This window comes from Thiohalorhabdus denitrificans, assembly GCF_001399755.1.
Classification (GTDB): Bacteria; Pseudomonadota; Gammaproteobacteria; order Thiohalorhabdales; family Thiohalorhabdaceae; genus Thiohalorhabdus; species Thiohalorhabdus denitrificans.
Map to the genome: position 1 here is coordinate 356,982 of NZ_LJCP01000007.1, position 17,080 is coordinate 374,061.

A 17,080-nucleotide genomic window follows, 5' to 3' on the forward strand; every position below is an offset into this window, starting at 1 on the left:
TGGCCGCCCCTACAGGCGGTCGATTGCGGGAAACGGGGCGGGCGGACCCGCCCCCATTTCCCCGTCAGGCCTTCTCCACCAGCATCCGCCCGCGCATCTCCATGTGCATGGCGTGGCAGAACCACTGGCAGTAGTACCAGTGCACCCCGGGCTCGTCCGCCACGAAGGTCACCGAGGCGGTCTGCTGGGGGCTGATCTCCATGCAGACATCGAAGTTCGTCAGGGTGAAGCCGTGGGTGAGGTCCTCGATGTTGTCCACGTTGGTCAGCACCACCGTCACCTCGTCGCCCTCTTTCACCTTGAACTCGTTGATGTGGTACTGGGGCGCCGAGGAGGTCATGTAGACCCGCACCTTGTTGCCGTCGCGGATGACCTTGTTGGTCATGCGGAGGTCGTCGATCCCGTCCTTTTTGGCCATGGCCTTGACGTCGTCGAACCACGGATCCTCGCGGTCCCAGATCTTGTTGGGGTTGATCTGGTCGGCGCGGGCGATGACCGCGTCATGGGGCTCGGCGAAGGTGGGGCCGTCGTGGACGATGCGCATATCGCCGTCCGAGATGTCGATGAGCTGATCGTTCTCCGGCTTCAGTGGGCCGACGTTGAGGAACCGGTCCTTGGAGAACTTGCTCAGAACCATCAGCCACTTGCCGTCGGCGTCCTTGGTCTCGGCGAGGGTGGCGTTGTTGTGGCCCGGCTGGTAGTGGACGTCGAGCTTCTGCTTGATGGGATTGGTGTCGCCGCCCTGGAAGGCCGCGATGGCGTCCTCGATGTTCCACTTGGCCACCTGGGAGTCGATGAACAGGGTGGTGTAGCCGTTGCCGCGGCCGTCGAAGGTGGTGTGCAGGGGCCCCAGCCCCACCTCCGGCTCCGCCACCACGGCGTCGCGGGGGTCCTTCATGCCGCCCTTGAAGTAGTCGTCGAGCTTGTCGATCTCCACCACGGTGACGGTGGGGGAGAGCTTGCCGTTGGCGATGAAGTACTTGCCGTCGGGGGTGGTGTTGATGCCGTGCGGGCCCTTGGGCACCGGGATGTACATGGTCAGGTCCGAGCCCTTGGTGCCGTCCACCACCGGCACGTCGGAGTCGCCGATGGTCTTGTATTGCCCCTTCTTCACGGCCTCCTCGATGCGCGGGATGTTGAAGACCACCACGTGGTCGCGGTCCTTGCGCATCATGCCGTTGAGCTCCACGGCGTTCTCCGAGTTGTAGCAGGTGGAGAAGGCGTAGGTGCCCTTGAAATCGGCGTTGGTGTTGTCCAGGTTGCCGTCCACCAGCACCTGCCACTTCACCTCCATGGTCTCGGCGTCCACGCCCGCGAACACCGTCTTGTACTTCTCCGGGCTCTCCATGTCCCGGCCGTCATTGGGCTGCGGGATCATGAACTCGCAGTTGCAGAACAGGTAGCCCGTCTTGGGGGCCTTCTGCGGCCGCATGCCGTGGACGGCCTGGGCATTGGGGATCTGGACGATCTTGTCGGTCTTCATCACGTCCAGCCGGATGCGGGCCACCCGGGAGTTGGCCTTGTCGTTGATGAACAGGTAGCGGCCGTCGTAGCTGCCGTCGGTCATGGACAGGTGCGGGTGGTGCGTGTCGCCGTTGCGCAGCACGCCGCCCTGCTTGTCGGCGCGGCGCTTGCCGGCCGGCGTGAGGCCCTCGCGCAGGATCTTGCGCGACTCGTTGGTAATGCCCCAGCCGGTGGCGCCGTCCCAGTTGAACACCGGGATGCGCATCAGCTCGCGCATGGAGGGAACGCCCATGACCCGGACCTCGCCGCTCTGGCCGCCGCTCCAGAAGCCGTAGTATTCGTCCAGCTCGCCGGGGCCCACGTGGAAGTCCTGGTTGCCCTCGGCGGCTTGGGCCGTGCCGCCGCCGAGGCTCCAGCCGCCCGCTGCCAGCCCGGCCCCTACCACGGCGCTGGTGGCGGTGGCGTTGAAGAACTCCCGCCGGGTGAAGCCGAAGGGGGACCCCCCGTCGGTTTCCTCCTGCCGAATCGTGGTTTTCTCGTCGTCCTTCATGACTCTCCCTCCTCTGCCGCTATGGGCGTGATGCCGCGGCCCCTGCCGGGGGCCGGTGTAATCAGTCGTCGACGGGCTTTACCCGGTACTCCTCCCCGGAGGCCGGGTACCCCAGGGCCTCCTCCATCTCCTTGGCCTTCTCGCGCGCCTTGGGGCCGCGCTCGCGGCGCTTGCGGCGCTGCACCATGGGCGGGCACTTGTACTCGTTCCAGTAGGTGCTCTGGCAGTCCAGGCAGAAGTGGCACTCGTTGGGGTTGATGTGTCCCTCCGGATGGATGGCCTGCACCTCGCACTCGTTGGCGCAGATCTGGCAGGGGGTGCCGCACTCCTTGTGCCGCTTGAGCCAATCGAACAGGCGGATGCGCGCGGGGATGGCCAGCGCCGCACCCAGGGGGCACAGGTAGCGGCAGTAGAACTTGTGCTGGAAGGCCGAGGCCACCACCAGCACCCCGGCGTAGAGGACGAAGCCCCATTCGCGGAAGAAGTGCATGGTGATGGCGGTCTTGAAGGGCTCCACCTCGGCGTACTTCTCCGCCGCCGACATGGACTGCAGGCTGATGCCGAACAGCACCAGCAGGATCACGTACTTGATGGCCCAGAGGCGCTCGTGGACCTTGAAGGGGAAGTGGATCTGGGGCAGGCGCAGGATGTAGCGGCCGATGTAGTTGGCGTAGTCCTGCAGGGCGCCGAAGGGGCACAGCCAGCCGCAGAACACCCCCCGGCCCCACAGCAGCAGGCTCACCGCCACGAAGGTCCAGAGGATGAACACCAGGGGGTCCATCAGGAAGGTGGACCAGGAGAAGTCGCCGAACAGCGCGTTGACGAAGGTCAGGACGTTGACCACCGAGAGCTGAGCCAGGGCGTACCAGCCAATCCAGAGCAGGGTGAACAGCAGGAAGCCGCGGCGGACGTAGAACAGCACCCGCGGCCGCTTGGCCAGCCACTCCTGGAAGACCATGATGGCGGTCAGCAGGGTCAGGGCCGCCACGAGGATCCCGATCTGCACCGGCTTGTCGAGCCAGACCCGCTTCCAGGTGGACATGGGCCCGGCGGCCTGCGCCGCCGGCTGCTCCGCGGCCTCGTAGTATTCCCCGGGCAGCTGGTAGCGCGCCGTGAAGTTGACGAACTCCCGCTCCGTTGGGCTCACGGAGCGCCCCACCCGGAGGATCAGGTCCCACGCCGAGCCGGGGTCGAAGCCGAACTTCTTCCGGATGGTGAAGATGCCCACTTCCGTGAAGTCCGGATGCCCCTCGGGGGCGATGTCCCGGATACGGTCATGGTCGAGGTCCTGGAAGGTGATGGTGTCCAGGCCCTGCTCGACGCGGATGCGGTCGAAGATGCCCCCGCGCACGTAGCCACTGCCCTTGAAGGAGTAGGGCCCCGTGCCCATGAACAGGAGGGCGTGCTCGCCTTCGGCCAGCCCGTCCATGACCCGCTGGTAGCGGGAGTCCCCGAGCAGGTTGCGGCCCACGGTGGGGGCGTTGAGGTAGGTGTAGTAGAGCTCGATGAAGGGATCTTCGCCCGTCAGATCGGCCAGCTCGCTCCCGGACCAGGCCTCGGCGACGTCGGCCTCCTCGAACCGCTTGCTCACCTCCCCCGCGGTGAGGTGGAGGCGGCGGATCGACCCCTCACCGAGGAGCTCCTCCCAGGACTTCTCCGCGAACCGGTCCGTTTTGATGGTGGCGGGCTCGCGCTCGGCCACCGCCCGACCGGCGATGATGTCCCGGCTGCGGGCCACCTCGCGGGCCGCGGCCATCACCGTGTCGTTCACGGCCATGACCGTCACCGTGGCGCCGCTGATGCCATCCAGGTCCACCGATTCGTCCCCGCCCCCGCCCACCTGGGGGTGGTCCGTGGCGTGGATGCCGGCGAACTGCTCCGCGAAGTCGAACAGGGTGTGCTCGGGGATGCCGATCTTGAGGATGGGCTCCTCGTGGTGGAGCACTTTGGCTCCGGTGATGGTGCCCTCGGTGTCCATGCCCACCAGCATGTTCACCGGCTTCCCGGAGTAGGCGGGGATGTGGACCACCTGGTCGGTGACGAAGACATAGCCCACCACCTTGCCGCCACCGCCTTCGCCCCGCCCTTCCCGCTGCCCCCGATAGACGGGGGCGGCGGGCGGTTCCCCCTCCAGCTCGCCCAGGGACCGCCCGCCCTCCGGCAGGACCTCCTCCACGGGGTAGTCCGCGGGGAAGGGTTCGGCGGCGGGCGCGGGCGGGGCCAGCAAGAGGGCCAGGAGCCCCCCGAGCAGGGCGGCAACGCGGCCGGGTGCGGCGGGCAGGCGGGCGGTGGCCAAGGTCGTCCTCACGCGTCGGGAGTGAATGGGCCCGCGGGTGTGGCATTTGCCGCAGCGGGTACCCGGGAAGGTAAACCCTGGCCTTTTGGGGGGAATTGATTGGTGTCAATGTTATGCAAGTTTGCTGCGTGGATCCTCGGCACCTGACAACCCCGCCGGCTCGGCCTGGACGGGGAGGCCGGCGGAGGAGGCAAGGAGGAAGACCATGACCAACCCTTCGAGGGCGGTGCTGGACCGGGCCTTCCGGCTCCACTTGCGGTGGTGTCCCGACCGCCTCCACACGGAGGCGGTGAGCCGGGCCTGGAACCACCTGGCGCGGGGCCAGCCCTTCGCGCGGCGGATGCGGGACCTGGACGGCCAGCGGATCGCCGTGGAGGTAACCGATACCGGCAACGCCTGGGCCTTCCAGGTGCGCGCGCCCCGGCTCCACCCCATCCGCCCGGAGGCGGGCTGGGACCTGCGGGTGCGCGGGGCGACGGACGACCTCCTCCGCCTGGCCCTGGGGCTGGAGGACGCCGACACCCTGTTCTTCCATCGGCGCCTGTCCATGGAGGGGGATACCGCCACCGGGGTGTACCTGAAGAACTTCCTCGACGCCCTGGAGGTGGACTGGGAGGCGCACATCCGGGGAGTGACGGGGGCCCTTCCGGGCCCCCTGCGGGAGCCGGCCCGTGGGCTGGCGCGGCGCGCGCGACCGGAGCAGCGCCTGGCGGCGCTGCGGGAGGCGCTGGCCGCCGCGGTGACGGAGGACATGGGGCAGGCGGGGACGGCCCCCTGGTGATGCGGGGATGGCTGCCAGAACTCCCGTAGGAGCCCGCTTCAGCGGGCGATTGCTGGCCTCGGCCATCCAGGCCGGCTCGGGGGTCGCCCGCTGAAGCGGGCTCCTACAAGTGGGCTCCAACGGTTTATTCCCCGCCGGGAAGGTGGGCCAGCACCCGGCGCGTCACCTCGCCGTTCAGCTCCGCCTGGGCCTCGAAGACCCCCCGGTAGGCCTCCTCCTCGCGGCCCAGCTCGTAGCAGTTGGCCCCCGCGATATCCAGCAGCACGGCGGGCATGCCCGCCTCGCGGAAGGCGTATTCCCGCTTGAGGAAGAAATTGCCGCAGCACATGCCCACGTAGGCGTCCACCCCCGCCGCGCTCATGGTGCCCAGGGTCTCGGTGAGGTGCTCGAAGTTGCGCACCGTGGTCACCGGCAGGCCGCGCTCCCGGGCCATGCGGTACACCTCGCCCACCTCGCACCGGCCGCAGTCGGGGCAGCCGTCCCGGTGGCGCCATTTGCACCAGGTGGGCTTGGCGCAGTAGGGCACCAGCACCCGCCGGGCCCGGGCGAGGATGGAGGCCGCGTCCGCCTCCCCCGCCGGGTCGTGGACCATGAGGGTGTTGGCGCCGTCGCGGTCCAGGTGGAAGGCCTCCTGCTGGCGGACGCGCTCGGCGGCGAGCGCCACCACCCGCGCCACCTCCTCCGGCCCGAAGCCCGCCAGCTCGCCCTCCGCATCCGCCAGAAAGCGGCGCGCCCGCTCCGGGGCTGCCTCCAGTGGGCAGCCCTCCAGGTGATCGGCCACGCGCTGGAGGAGGTCCGGGGGAGCGAGGTGCAGGGAGCCGCTCAGCTCGGCCACGGCGATGGCGCTCCCGTCCCGGGCTGGGGAGAGGGAAGCGTAGAGCACCCCGCCCCCGGTGCGCAGGAAGGCCTCCAGAGGCTCCTCCGGCGGGAGCAGGTGGGGAGGCGAGGGCGCCTGGGGCGGTGCGTCCGCCGGCCCCGGTGCCCCGCCCTCGAACCGCCGGCCAGCGGCCTGGCCCAGCCGGGCCTGGACGACCCCGGCCACCACCTGCGGATCGGCCACCGCCGGCTGCAGCTCGGTCAGGGTGGCCAAACGCTGGCGGGCCCCCGCCAGACCCTCCGGGGTGAGCTTCTCCTTGGGCACCCGCAGCACGCGAAGCATGGTCCCCACGTCCACGTCGAGCAGCAGGGTGCCCTGGGCCAGGACCACGCCGTCCCCCGTGCGCAGGGTGAGCGCGCCGAGCTTGCGCCCGTCCGCCTCCAGGGCGTCGCTGCCGTTGAACGTCGCCGGGACGCCCAGGTCCAGCAGCGCCCGGGCCAGGGCCTGTCCCAGGCGCTTCCGCCAGATGGCCAGTTCTTCCCGGTGGCTGCTTTCCGGCAGGGCCAGGGTCCACAGCACCTGGTCGTCGTCCAGGTAGAGGGCGGCGCCGCCGGTGGGCCGGCGGACGATGGGAATGCCCCGCTGGTGGCAGAGGTCGGGGCGCAGGGCATGCCGGGCGGCCTCGAAGGCCCCCAGGCTGGCGGCGGGGGCGCTACGGTGGAAGCGCAGGGTGGACCGGCCCTCCTCGTAGGCCAGCCGCCATTGCTGCAGGTCCCGGCGGCGGTTCCGCCGGGCGTCCGCCAGGCCGTCGTCCCAGACGCGGATGCGGGCGGGTCCGCTCAAGGCTCCGCCCCCGTCCCCATGCCCGCGGTGCCGTACCAGTAGCCGTTGCACCAGCCGTCCGCCCCCAGGTGGGCCAGGTCCGCCTCGGCGTCCAGCGGATCGCGCACGCCGTCGACGGCGGCGCGGAAGGCCTCCACCACCGCCCCGGTCTCGAAGGACTGGGGCGAGATGCGCAGCACGTCCACCCCCAGGTCACGGAGCTTGTCGTTGGCCCGCACCAGGTTGCAGGGCGCCCCGGACTGCAGCTGGACGCCGTTGATCGTGAACAGGTGCTGGTCCTCCTGGGTGTAGAGGCCCTTGCCGTCGGGGTCCTCGCCGCAGCGGAACCCGCACTGGTCCTTGGGCAGGTTGTGGGCGCGCGCCGTGAAGCAGCGGGCGGAGAAGGCCAGGGGCAGCCGGCCGAAGGCGAACACCTCCGTCTCCAGCCCCGCCGGCCGCTCCGCCTGGAGGTCGGCCAGGGTGCGGCGGGACAGCTCCACCGGGAGCACCCAGCGCCGAGCCCCCAGCTCGTGCAGCAAAGCGAGGGTCTCGCTGTTGTAGGCGTTGATGTGCGGTCCGGCCACGAAGCCCTCGGTGCCGGTAAGCAGGTGCACCGCCCCCATGTCGTTGGCCTCCACCGGGTAGCGGTCGTTGGCGCACAGCCGCTTGAGCCCGGCCAGCTCCGACTCCGCCTCCATGAGGGCCTGGGTGGACAGCACCACCTCCTTGCCGGCTGCCGCCAGCTCCCCGGCCACCTCCAGCCAGTCGTCGGGGCCGAGGGCCCGGCGCTTGCCGCATACCACCTCGCCCAGATAGACGATGTCCACCGGCCATTCCCGAACCCGGGCGTAGAAGTCCCGCACCGCCTCGGCGGACCAGAAGTACTGAATGGGTCCCAACGCCAGCTTCATGGGTATCGCCTCATGTTCCGAATCCTTTCCAGGCCAGGTCCTTCCCGGGGCCGCCGCCGAGGGGACGGGCCGCAGGGGCGACCCGTTGGCCGCCATTCGCCGGCAGGGCGGCCATGGGTAGCGGCGGGGACGCCGCTCCTACTGCCGGTCGCAATGGATCTTCACTGCCAGGGCCGGTGCAGGGCGCCGAGGGTGTGGCTGCCGCCCTCGGATACCCGGTCCAGGGCGTCCACCCACACCTTCTGCGGCTCGTAGCCGTCCGGATCCGCCTGGGCGGCGTCCAGGGCGTGGCGCAGCACCCGGGTTACCTGGGCCACGTAGGCGGGGCTGCGCTGGCGGCCCTCCACCTTGACCGCCCCCACGCCCAGACGCACCAGGTCGGGCAGCACGTCCAGGGTGTTGAGGCTGGTGGGCTCCTCGATGGCGTGGAAGACGTGGTCGCCCACCCGGTAGCGGCCCTTGCACAGGGTCGGGTAGCCGGCGTTCTCCCCCGGGCCGTAGCGGTCGATGAGCACGCCGTTGAGCCGGGACTGGCGGGCCTCCTTCGTCTCCTCCCAGCGCACCGCGTGGGCGGGGGAGCAGACCCCGCAGGTGTTGGGGGACTCGCCGGTGACGTAGGAGGACAGGGCGCACCGCCCCTCCACCATCACGCACAGGCTGCCGAAGCCGAACACCTCCACGTCCACCGGCGCCGTGGCCACCACCTGGCGGATCTGGGCCAGGGACAGCACCCGCGGCAGCACCACCCGCCGCACGCCGAATTGTGCGTGGTAGAAGGCGATGGCGTGGCGGTTGGTGGCCGAGGCCTGCACCGACAGATGCAGCGGCAGCTCCGGGTGGGTGCGGGCGGCGTAGCGCAGCAGCCCGGGGTCGCCGAGGATCACGGCGTCCACCCCCAGGGTGGCGGCCTCGTCCACCGCAGCCGCGGCCCGAGACCAGTCCGCCGGTTGGGGGAAGGTGTTCAGGGCGAGCAGCACCCGGGCGCCGCCGCCGTGGGCGTAGCGCACGGCCTCCTGGACCTCGCCGTCGCGGTCGAAGTTGAGGCCGGGGAAGTTGCGGGCGTTGGTCCCGTCCCGGAAGCCCAGGTAAACGGCGTCGGCGCCGTTGTCCACGGCGGCGCGCAGGGCCGCCGGGTTGCCGGCGGGGCAGACGAGCTCCACAGGGTTGATCATGGGCAGGCCTCCGTGGTGGGCGCGGCGGCGGCACCCTGGCGGCTTCCACGCGCCGCCAGCTCCGCATCCAGCGCGTTCAGAACCGGCCATTTGCCCGCGCACCAGGCGGGGGCGAGCAGCACCCCGGGGGGCGCGGTGCCGGTGAGGCGATGAAAGACGATGTCGGCCGGGGTGCGCTCGATGAGGGTCGCAGCGGCGGATACGTACTCCGCGCGGGCCAGGGGGCGGTATTCCCCCCGCCGCCAGGCGTGGGCCAGACGGGTGCCGCGCACCACGTGCAAGGGGTGGAGCTTGAGGCCGTCCACCCCCTCCGCCAGCACCCGCCGGAGGGACGCGCGGAAATGACGGTCCTTTTCCCCCGGCAGGCCAAGGATCAGGTGGGTGCATACGGGCAGTCCCCGCCCCCGCGCGGCCCGCACCGCCGTCCGGTACTCCCCGAAACCGTGGCCGCGGTTGACTCGCGCCAGGGTGGCGTCGAAGGCCGACTGCAGGCCCAGCTCCAGCCATACCTCGAAGCCCCGCGCCCGGTACTCCGCCAGCAGGTCGAGGACCGCCGGCGGGGCGCAGTCCGGGCGCGTGCCCACCGCCAGGCCCACAACCCCGGGCTGGGCCAGGGCGGTGTCGTAGAGGCCCCGCAGGTGCCCGGGGTCGGCGTAGGTGTTGGTGTAGGCCTGGAAGTAGGCGAGGAAGCGGCGGACCCCGTGGCGGCGGCCCAGGTAGGCCGTGCCGGAGGCCACCTGCTCCTCCACCGGCCGGGGCCGGCGGCCGTTGGGGCTGAAGGAGGCGTTGTTGCAGAAGGTGCAGCCCCCGCGCCCCTTGGTCCCGTCCCGGTTCGGGCAGGTGAACCCGGCGTCGACGGCCACCTTGTGCACCCGCGTGCCGTGGCGGGCCCGCAGGTGGCTGCCCAGGGTGTGGACGCGGTCAGTGAGCGCCATGGCTTCGTCGGTTCCGCAAGGGCCGTCCCCCGGCCGCAAGAAGCGGCGGGGGCGACGCGGCGGCGCCGGAGCGGGACTGCACGCCCCGGCACCGGTCCGTGGGTTTCAAGGGGAGCCTTGCCATGCCCGGGACTCTGCAGGAGGGCCGTGAACCGGGGCCTTGATGTGCATCAAAGGGCTCCAGCCCCCCGCCTTGCCTCCCCCATCCGGGTAGGTGGCCGTACTCCCCCAAGGGGCCTCCCACCTACTCTTCACGGTTCTAGGACCGGTTCCCGGCTGCCCCTAGAGTTGATCCCGATACCGGAAGGGAGGGGATGACCCGTCCGGTTCGGCCCGAGGCCCGCTTCCGCCCAGCCTGCGGAAGCCTCGGCCCGCAAGCCGGCAGGCCGCAACCGAGGAGGTGGCCATGAAGAATTTGGAAGGGGTGACTCGACCGGATCAGTACCGTGCGCTGGGACTGAGCACCCTGGCGTTCACGGTGTGCTTTGCGGTGTGGACGATCTTCTCCGTGATCGGGGTGAAGATCCAGCAGGACCTGGGTCTGAGCGAGACCCAGTTCGGCGTCCTGGTGGCGACGCCGGTGCTCACCGGCTCCATCAGTCGCATCTTTCTCGGCATCTGGACGGAGCAGTACGGCGGGCGTCGGGTGTTCTCAGTGCTGATGCTGGTGACCGCGATGTGCGTGTATCTGCTCAGCTTCGTCGAGAGCTACGCCCTGTTCCTGGTGGCGGCGCTGGGCGTGGGCCTGGCGGGCGGCTCGTTCATCGTCGGCATCGCCTACACCTCCTACTGGTTCGAGCAGGAGCGCCAGGGCACCGCGCTGGGGATCTTCGGCGCCGGCAATGTGGGGGCGGCGGTGACCAACTTCGGCGCGCCGTTGCTGCTGGTGGCGCTGGGCTGGGAGCAGACCGCGGTGGTGTACGCCACGGTGCTGGCGGCCATGGCGGTGGTGTTCTGGGTCACCACCAAGGAAGACCCCGTCACCGCCGCGCGCAAGCGGCAAGGCGGCGCCGCCACCAGTGCGCTGCTGCAGCTCGAGCCGCTGAAGTACCTGCAGGTGTGGCGCTTCGCGCTGTACTACTTCTTCGTGTTCGGCGCCTTCGTGGCGCTGGCCTCCTACCTGCCGCGCTACTACGTGGGGGCCTACGGCCTGGAGATCGCCACGGCCGGTACCCTGGCCGCGCTCTATTCCCTGCCGGCCAGCGTTTTCCGCGCCCTGGGCGGTTGGCTATCGGACAAGGTGGGCGCCCGTTCGGTGATGTACTGGACCTTCGGCGTCTCCCTGGTGGTGCTGTTCCTCCTCTCCTACCCCGAGACCAGCTACACGGTGATGGGCAAGGAAGGGCCCATCAACTTCTCCTTCGCCATGCCGCTGTGGGGTGTGGTGCTGCTGACCGTGGTGCTGGGCTTCTTCATGTCGCTGGGCAAGGCGGCGGTCTACAAGCACATCCCGGTGTACTACCCCGAGCATGTGGGCTCCGTGGGCGGTCTGGTGGGCATGATCGGCGGCCTGGGCGGTTTCGTCCTGCCCATCCTGTTCGGCATCACCCTCGACTTCACCGGGGTCTGGACCAGCTCCTACATGGTCCTGTTCGTCCTGGTGGCCGTGAACCTGACCTGGATGCACTTCGCCATCCGGCGGATGGAGCGCCGGCGCATCCCCGAGCTGGCGGAGGAGCGCTACCGCTATCTGCCGGAGGTCCAGGACGTGGCGCCCGGCAGCGCGCCGGAAGGCGGTTCGTCGGCCAGGCTGCGGCCCGGCGACGTGCTGCCCGGCCAAGGGCAGGCCGGGACCCCGGCGTAGGCCCCGTCCCGATTTTCGACCGACAACCCCGCAGGGGAGAACGACCATGACAACAGCAAATGCCACGGTTACCGGTGCCGAGAAGGTGGACAAGCCGGTGCTGACGGACTGGCGTCCCGAGGACAAGGAATTCTGGGAGGCGCACGGCAAGCGGATCGCCAGCCGCAACCTGTGGATCTCCATTCCGTCCCTGCTGCTGGCCTTCGCGGTGTGGATGGTGTGGTCCATGGTGGCCACCCGGCTCAACAGCATCGGCTTCGATCTGACCACCAACCAGCTGTTCTGGCTGACGGCGCTGCCGGGGCTGTCCGGGGCCACGCTGCGGATCTTCTACAGCTTCATGGTGCCCATCTTCGGCGGCCGGCGCTGGACGGCCATCAGCACCCTGTCGCTGGCCATCCCGGCGGTGTGGATGGGGCTGGCGGTGCAGGACCCCACCACCACCTTCGCCGAGTTCGCCATCATCGCCGTGCTGTGCGGCTTCGGGGGTGGCAACTTCGCCTCGTCCATGGCCAACATCAGCTTCTTCTACCCCAAGGCGCAACAGGGCACGGCGCTGGGCCTGAACGCCGGGCTGGGCAACCTGGGCGTGAGCGTCATGCAGTTCACGGTGCCCATCGTCATCGGCTACTCCATCTTTGGTGCCCTGGGCGGCGACCCGGTGACCCTGCAGGCGGACGGCGGCACCCGGGAGACCTACCTGCAGAACGCCGGCTTCCTCTGGGTGCCCTTCATCCTGCTGTTCACGGTGGCCGCCTGGATCTGGATGAACGACATCGCCTCGGCGAAGGCGAGCTTTAAGGACCAGTCGGTGATCTTCCGGCGCAAGCACCAGTGGCTGATGAGCTGGCTCTACATCGCCACCTTCGGCTCCTTCATCGGCTACTCGGCGGGCTTCCCGCTGCTGATCGCCAACCAGTTCCCGGCGGTGGATGGCGTCCAGTACGCCTTCCTCGGCCCCATGGTGGGGGCCCTGATCCGTCCGGTGGGGGGCTGGATGGCCGACAAGCTGGGCGGGGCCTCGGTGACCTTCTGGAACTTCGTGGTCATGATCGCAGCGGTGTTCGGGGTGATCTACTTCCTGCCGCTGGGGGACAGCGCCGGCAGCTTCTGGGGCTTTTTCGCCATGTTCATGGTGCTGTTCGTGACCACGGGCATCGGCAACGGCTCCACCTTCCGGATGATCCCGGTGATCTTCCGCACCCAGCACGAGCGCTGGAGCGCCGGGAAAGGCGGGCAGGCCGAGCAGGAGGCCGTCCGCAACGCCAACAAGGAGTCGGCGGCGACGCTGGGCTTTTCCTCGGCGCTGGCGGCCTACGGGGCCTTCATCATCCCCAAGGCCTACGGCACCTCCATCAGCCTCACCGGGGGCCCGGCCATGGCGCTGTACGGCTTCATCGCCTTCTACCTCACCTGCCTGGCGGTGACCTGGTGGTTCTACTACCGGAAGAACGCCGAGGTGCCCTGTTAGGCGCCCTGGGAACGGGAACGGTGCAAGGGCGCGGGGCCGGACCCTTCGGGGTCCGGCCTTTTTTTTGGGCGGTTTCCGCGATCGGGATAGGGACCTACCCGTACGAGTAGGTGGGAATACTCCCATTCGGGACCACAGACCTACTCTTCACGGTTCTATCCCCGGTTTGCGGAAGTTTCTACCTTTATACCCAAGGTAAACGCATCCCGGTCCCGGGCCCCGGCGGGGAGAACATCAGGGGCTTCGGCCGGCAGCGGCTAAGGAGTCAGTAATGGGTGATTTTTTGGATCGTCTGCGGTTCTTCAGCAAGAACGGCGAGGAGTTCGCCGGCGGCTGGGGGCAGGTGTCGGACGAGGATCGGGCCTGGGAGGATACCTATCGCAACCGCTTCCAGCACGACAAGGTGGTGCGCACCACCCACGGGGTGAACTGCACGGGTAGCTGCAGCTGGAAGGTGTTCGTCAAGAACGGCCTGATCACCTGGGAGATGCAGCAGACCGACTACCCCCGCACCCGGCCGGACCTGCCCAACCACGAGCCGCGCGGCTGCCAGCGGGGGGCGAGCTTCTCCTGGTACGAGTACAGCCCCCACCGCATCAAGCACCCCCTGGTGCGCGGCCGGCTCCTGGAGATGTATCGGCGCGAGCGCCAGACCAAGGACCCGGTGGAGGCCTGGGCGTCCATCGTTGAGGAGCCCGAGAAGGCCCGGTCCTACAAGCGGGTCCGGGGGCTGGGCGGTTTCGTCCGCTCCAGCTGGGATGAGGTCCTGGAGGTGATCGCCGCGGCCAACGTCTACACCACCAAGGAGCACGGCCCGGACCGGGTGAACGGTTTCTCCCCCATCCCGGCCATGTCCATGCTCAGCTACGCGGCCGGCTCCCGCTACCTTTCCCTGATCGGCGGCAACTGCCTGAGCTTCTACGACTGGTACTGCGACCTGCCCCCCTCCTCGCCGCAGGTGTGGGGCGAGCAGACCGACGTGCCCGAGTCCGCCGACTGGTACAACTCCACCTACCTCATCGTCACGGGCGCCAACCTGCCCATGACCCGGACCCCGGACGCCCACTTCTACGCCGAGGCCCGCTACAAGGGCACCAAGGTGGTGTCCATGGCCCCGGATTACGCCGAGTACGTGAAGTTCGCCGACCTGTGGATGCCGGTGAAGCAGGGCACCGACGCCGCGGCCTTCCTGGCCATGGGCCACGTGGCCCTGAAGGAATTCCACCTGGAGCGGCAGGATCCCTACTTCCACGACTACGTGAAGCGCTACACCGACATGCCCATGGTGGTGCGCCTGGAGGAGGACGCCGACGGCACCCACCGGCCCGGCCGGCTGCTGCGTGCCGCCGACTTCGACGACGCCCTCGGCGAGGCCAACAACCCCGAGTGGAAGACCATCGTCTACGACCAGAAGGGCGGCGGGTACGCCGCGCCCAACGGTTCCATCGGCTTCCGCTGGGGCGAGGACGGCAAGTGGAACCTGGAGCAGGAGGCCGGCGGCCGCGAGATCGACGCGGCGCTCTCCTTCATCGACGGCTGCGACGAGACCGTCCCGGTGGCCTTCCCCCACTTCGCCGAAAACGAGCCCGAGGAGCTGGCGCGCAACGTGCCGGTGCGCACCCTGGAGATCAACGGCGAGACCGTGCGCGTGACCACGGTGTTCGACCTGCAGGCCTCCCAGTACGGCGTGGACCGCGGGATCGGGGGCGGCAACGTGGCCGCCAGCTACGACGACGCGGAGGTGGCCTACACCCCGGCGTGGGCGGAGAAGGTCACCGGGGTCAAGAAGGCGGACCTGATCCGCACCGGCAGGGAGTTCGCCGACAACGCCGCCAAGACCCACGGCAAATCCATGGTGATCCTCGGCGCGGCGATCAACCACTGGTACCACAACGACATGAACTACCGCGCCATCATGAACCTGCTGCACCTGTGCGGCTGCGTTGGGCAGTCCGGCGGCGGGTGGGCGCACTACGTGGGCCAGGAGAAGCTGCGGCCGCAGGCCGGCTGGGCCCCCATCGCCTTCGGCCTCGACTGGCACCGGCCGCCGCGCCACATGAACGGCACCACCTTCTACTACTTCCACACCGACCAGTGGCGCTACGAGACCATCGACCCCAACGAGCTCAAGGTCCCCGGCGCCCGGGACAAGGACGGCGGCTATCAGCTGGCGGACTACAACGTGGTGGCCCAGCGCCTGGGCTGGCTGCCCTCGGCGCCGCACTTCAACGAGAACCCCCTGGAGACCGTGCGCAAGGCCGAGGCGGCCGGCGCCACCACCGAGGAAGAGGTGGCCAACCAGGTGGTGGAGCGGCTGAAGTCCGGCGACCTGCGCTTCGCCAGCGAGGACATCGACGCCCCGAATAGCTTCCCCCGCAACCTGTTCGTGTGGCGGTCCAACCTGCTCGGCTGCTCGGCCAAGGGCCACGAGTACTTCCTCAAGCACCTGCTGGGCACCCAGAACGGCGTCATGAACGAGGCCGACGCCCCGGCGGGTCGGCCCGAGGAGATCGAGTGGCACGAGGAGGCCCCCACCGGGAAGCTCGACCTGCTGGTGGACATCAACTTCCGCATGAACTCCACCGGCCTGCACTCCGACATCGTTCTGCCCACGGCCACCTGGTACGAGAAGAACGACCTCAACACCTCCGACATGCACCCCTTCATCCACCCGCTCTCGGAGGTGGTGAACCCGCTGTGGGAGAGCCGGAGCGACTGGGACATCTTCAAGGCCCTGTCGGCCAAGTTCGGTGAGCTGGCCGCCGACCACCTGGGCACGCAAAAGGACCTGGTGGCCATGCCCATGCAGCACGACACGGCGGGAGAGATCGCCCAGCCCTTCGAGGTGCGGGACTGGAAGAAGGGCGAGTGCGAGCCCATCCCCGGCAAGACGCTGCCCCACCTCAAGCTCGTGGAGCGCGATTTCGCCAACACCGGGCACAAGTTCATCAGCCTCGGCCCCTTGATGGAGCAGGCCGGCAACGCGGTGAAGGGCGTGGCCTGGGAGACCGGCGAGGAGATCGAGGAGCTGCGCCACCACATCGGCACGGTGAAGACCGAAGGCGTGGGCAAGGGCCAGCCCTCCCTGGAGTCGGACGTCCAGGCGGCGGACGCGCTGATGACCATGGCCCCCGAGACCAACGGCGAGGTGGCCCACCGCACCTGGTCCCTGCTGTCCAAGAAGACCGGGCGCGACCACACCCACCTGGCCGCCGACCGGCGCGGCGACAAGATCCACTTCCGCGACATCCAGGCGCAGCCGCGCAAGATCATCACCGCCCACACCTGGTCGGGCCTGGAGTCGGAGGAGGTGAGCTACACCCAGGGCTACACCAACATCCACGAGCTGATCCCCTTCCGGACCCTCACGGGCCGGGCGCAGTTCTACCAGGACCACGAGTGGATGCGGGACTTCGGCGAGGCCTTCTGCGCCTACCGGCCGGCGGTGGACATGCAGTCCATCCAGCGCCGCTCCGCCGGCAGCCGCGACAACCCCAATCCGGGGGTGGTGCTCAACTGGATCACGCCGCACTCCAAGTGGGGCATCCACAGCACCTACAACGACAACCACCGGATGCTGACCCTCGGGCGCGGCGGGCCCATCGTCTGGATCTCCGAGGTGGACGCGGAGAAGGCGGGGATCAGCGACAACGACTGGGTGGAGGCGGCCAACGGCAACGGCGCCACCATGGCCCGGGCGGTGGTCAGCCAGCGGATCCCCGAGGGCATGGCCATGATGTACCACGCCCAGGAGAAGAACGTGAACGTGCCGGGCTCGCGGAGCACCGGCAAGCGGGGCGGCATCCTCAACAGCGTCACCCGCGTCACCGTCAAGCCCACCCACATGATCGGCGGCTACGCCCACCTGAGCTACTTCTTCAACTACTACGGCACGGTGGGCTCCCAGCGCGACGAGTTCGTGGTGGTGCGTCGGGTGGACCAGGTGGATTGGCTGGAAGGGCCGCTGACCGAGGAGCGCGAGAAGGCCACCGACGTCCCGGGGCGCTAGGCCCCGGCGGCGCCGGATGTCCCCCGCTTAGCGAGACACAGGAGAGAC

The 17,080-nt window shown here is 69.4% G+C and carries 10 protein-coding genes; 4 read left to right on the plus strand and 6 right to left on the minus strand.

From position 1 onward, the window contains the following. Positions 1–64 precede the first annotated feature (64 nt). Positions 65–2,014: a TAT-dependent nitrous-oxide reductase gene (gene nosZ, locus AN478_RS04905; protein ID WP_054965495.1), complete on the minus strand. Its 1,950-nt coding sequence runs from the start codon at positions 2,012–2,014 to the stop codon at positions 65–67. Positions 2,015–2,075: 61 nt separating this feature from the next. After that, positions 2,076–4,310, minus strand: coding sequence for a NosR/NirI family protein (locus tag AN478_RS04910; protein WP_074471471.1), 2,235 nt, complete (start codon positions 4,308–4,310; stop codon positions 2,076–2,078). A 205-nt stretch (positions 4,311–4,515) separates the two neighbouring features. Between AN478_RS04910 and ubiT the strand changes: the two genes are divergently transcribed. Further along, complete coding sequence (gene ubiT, locus AN478_RS13905; RefSeq protein ID WP_054965496.1) at positions 4,516–5,091, plus strand: ubiquinone anaerobic biosynthesis accessory factor UbiT; 576 nt, start codon at positions 4,516–4,518, stop codon at positions 5,089–5,091. A 124-nt stretch (positions 5,092–5,215) separates the two neighbouring features. Here the strand turns inward: ubiT and AN478_RS04920 are convergent, their stop codons facing one another. The 4 genes from AN478_RS04920 to AN478_RS04935 form a co-directional block, all read right to left on the minus strand. Then, positions 5,216–6,751, minus strand: coding sequence for a lipoyl protein ligase domain-containing protein (locus tag AN478_RS04920; protein WP_054965497.1), 1,536 nt, complete (start codon positions 6,749–6,751; stop codon positions 5,216–5,218). After that, on the minus strand, positions 6,748–7,641 hold the full coding sequence (gene ubiV / locus AN478_RS04925; protein ID WP_054965498.1) for a ubiquinone anaerobic biosynthesis protein UbiV: 894 nt from the start codon (positions 7,639–7,641) through the stop codon (positions 6,748–6,750). Before ubiV ends, AN478_RS04920 begins: the two co-directional genes overlap by 4 nt. 161 nt (positions 7,642–7,802) lie before the next feature. Next, a complete protein-coding gene (gene ubiU, locus AN478_RS04930; RefSeq protein ID WP_054965499.1) occupies positions 7,803–8,813 on the minus strand; it encodes a ubiquinone anaerobic biosynthesis protein UbiU in 1,011 nt (336 codons plus the stop codon). Then, the gene (locus AN478_RS04935) at positions 8,810–9,748 is read right to left on the minus strand and encodes a TIGR01212 family radical SAM protein (protein WP_054965500.1); all 939 of its coding nucleotides are present in this window, start codon (positions 9,746–9,748) and stop codon (positions 8,810–8,812) included. The genes ubiU and AN478_RS04935 overlap by 4 nt, the downstream gene beginning before the upstream one ends. 406 nt (positions 9,749–10,154) lie before the next feature. Here AN478_RS04935 and AN478_RS04940 point away from each other — a divergent pair, with 406 nt between their 5' ends. From AN478_RS04940 to AN478_RS04950, 3 genes are all read left to right on the plus strand, one after another. After that, positions 10,155–11,552, plus strand: a complete 1,398-nt coding sequence (locus AN478_RS04940; protein ID WP_082432829.1) for an MFS transporter — start codon at positions 10,155–10,157, stop codon at positions 11,550–11,552. A 46-nt stretch (positions 11,553–11,598) separates the two neighbouring features. After that, on the plus strand, positions 11,599–13,023 hold the full coding sequence (locus AN478_RS04945) for a NarK family nitrate/nitrite MFS transporter (RefSeq protein ID WP_054965501.1): 1,425 nt from the start codon (positions 11,599–11,601) through the stop codon (positions 13,021–13,023). A 271-nt stretch (positions 13,024–13,294) separates the two neighbouring features. After that, a complete protein-coding gene (locus AN478_RS04950) occupies positions 13,295–17,032 on the plus strand; it encodes a nitrate reductase subunit alpha (RefSeq protein WP_054965502.1) in 3,738 nt (1,245 codons plus the stop codon). Positions 17,033–17,080 lie beyond the last annotated feature (48 nt).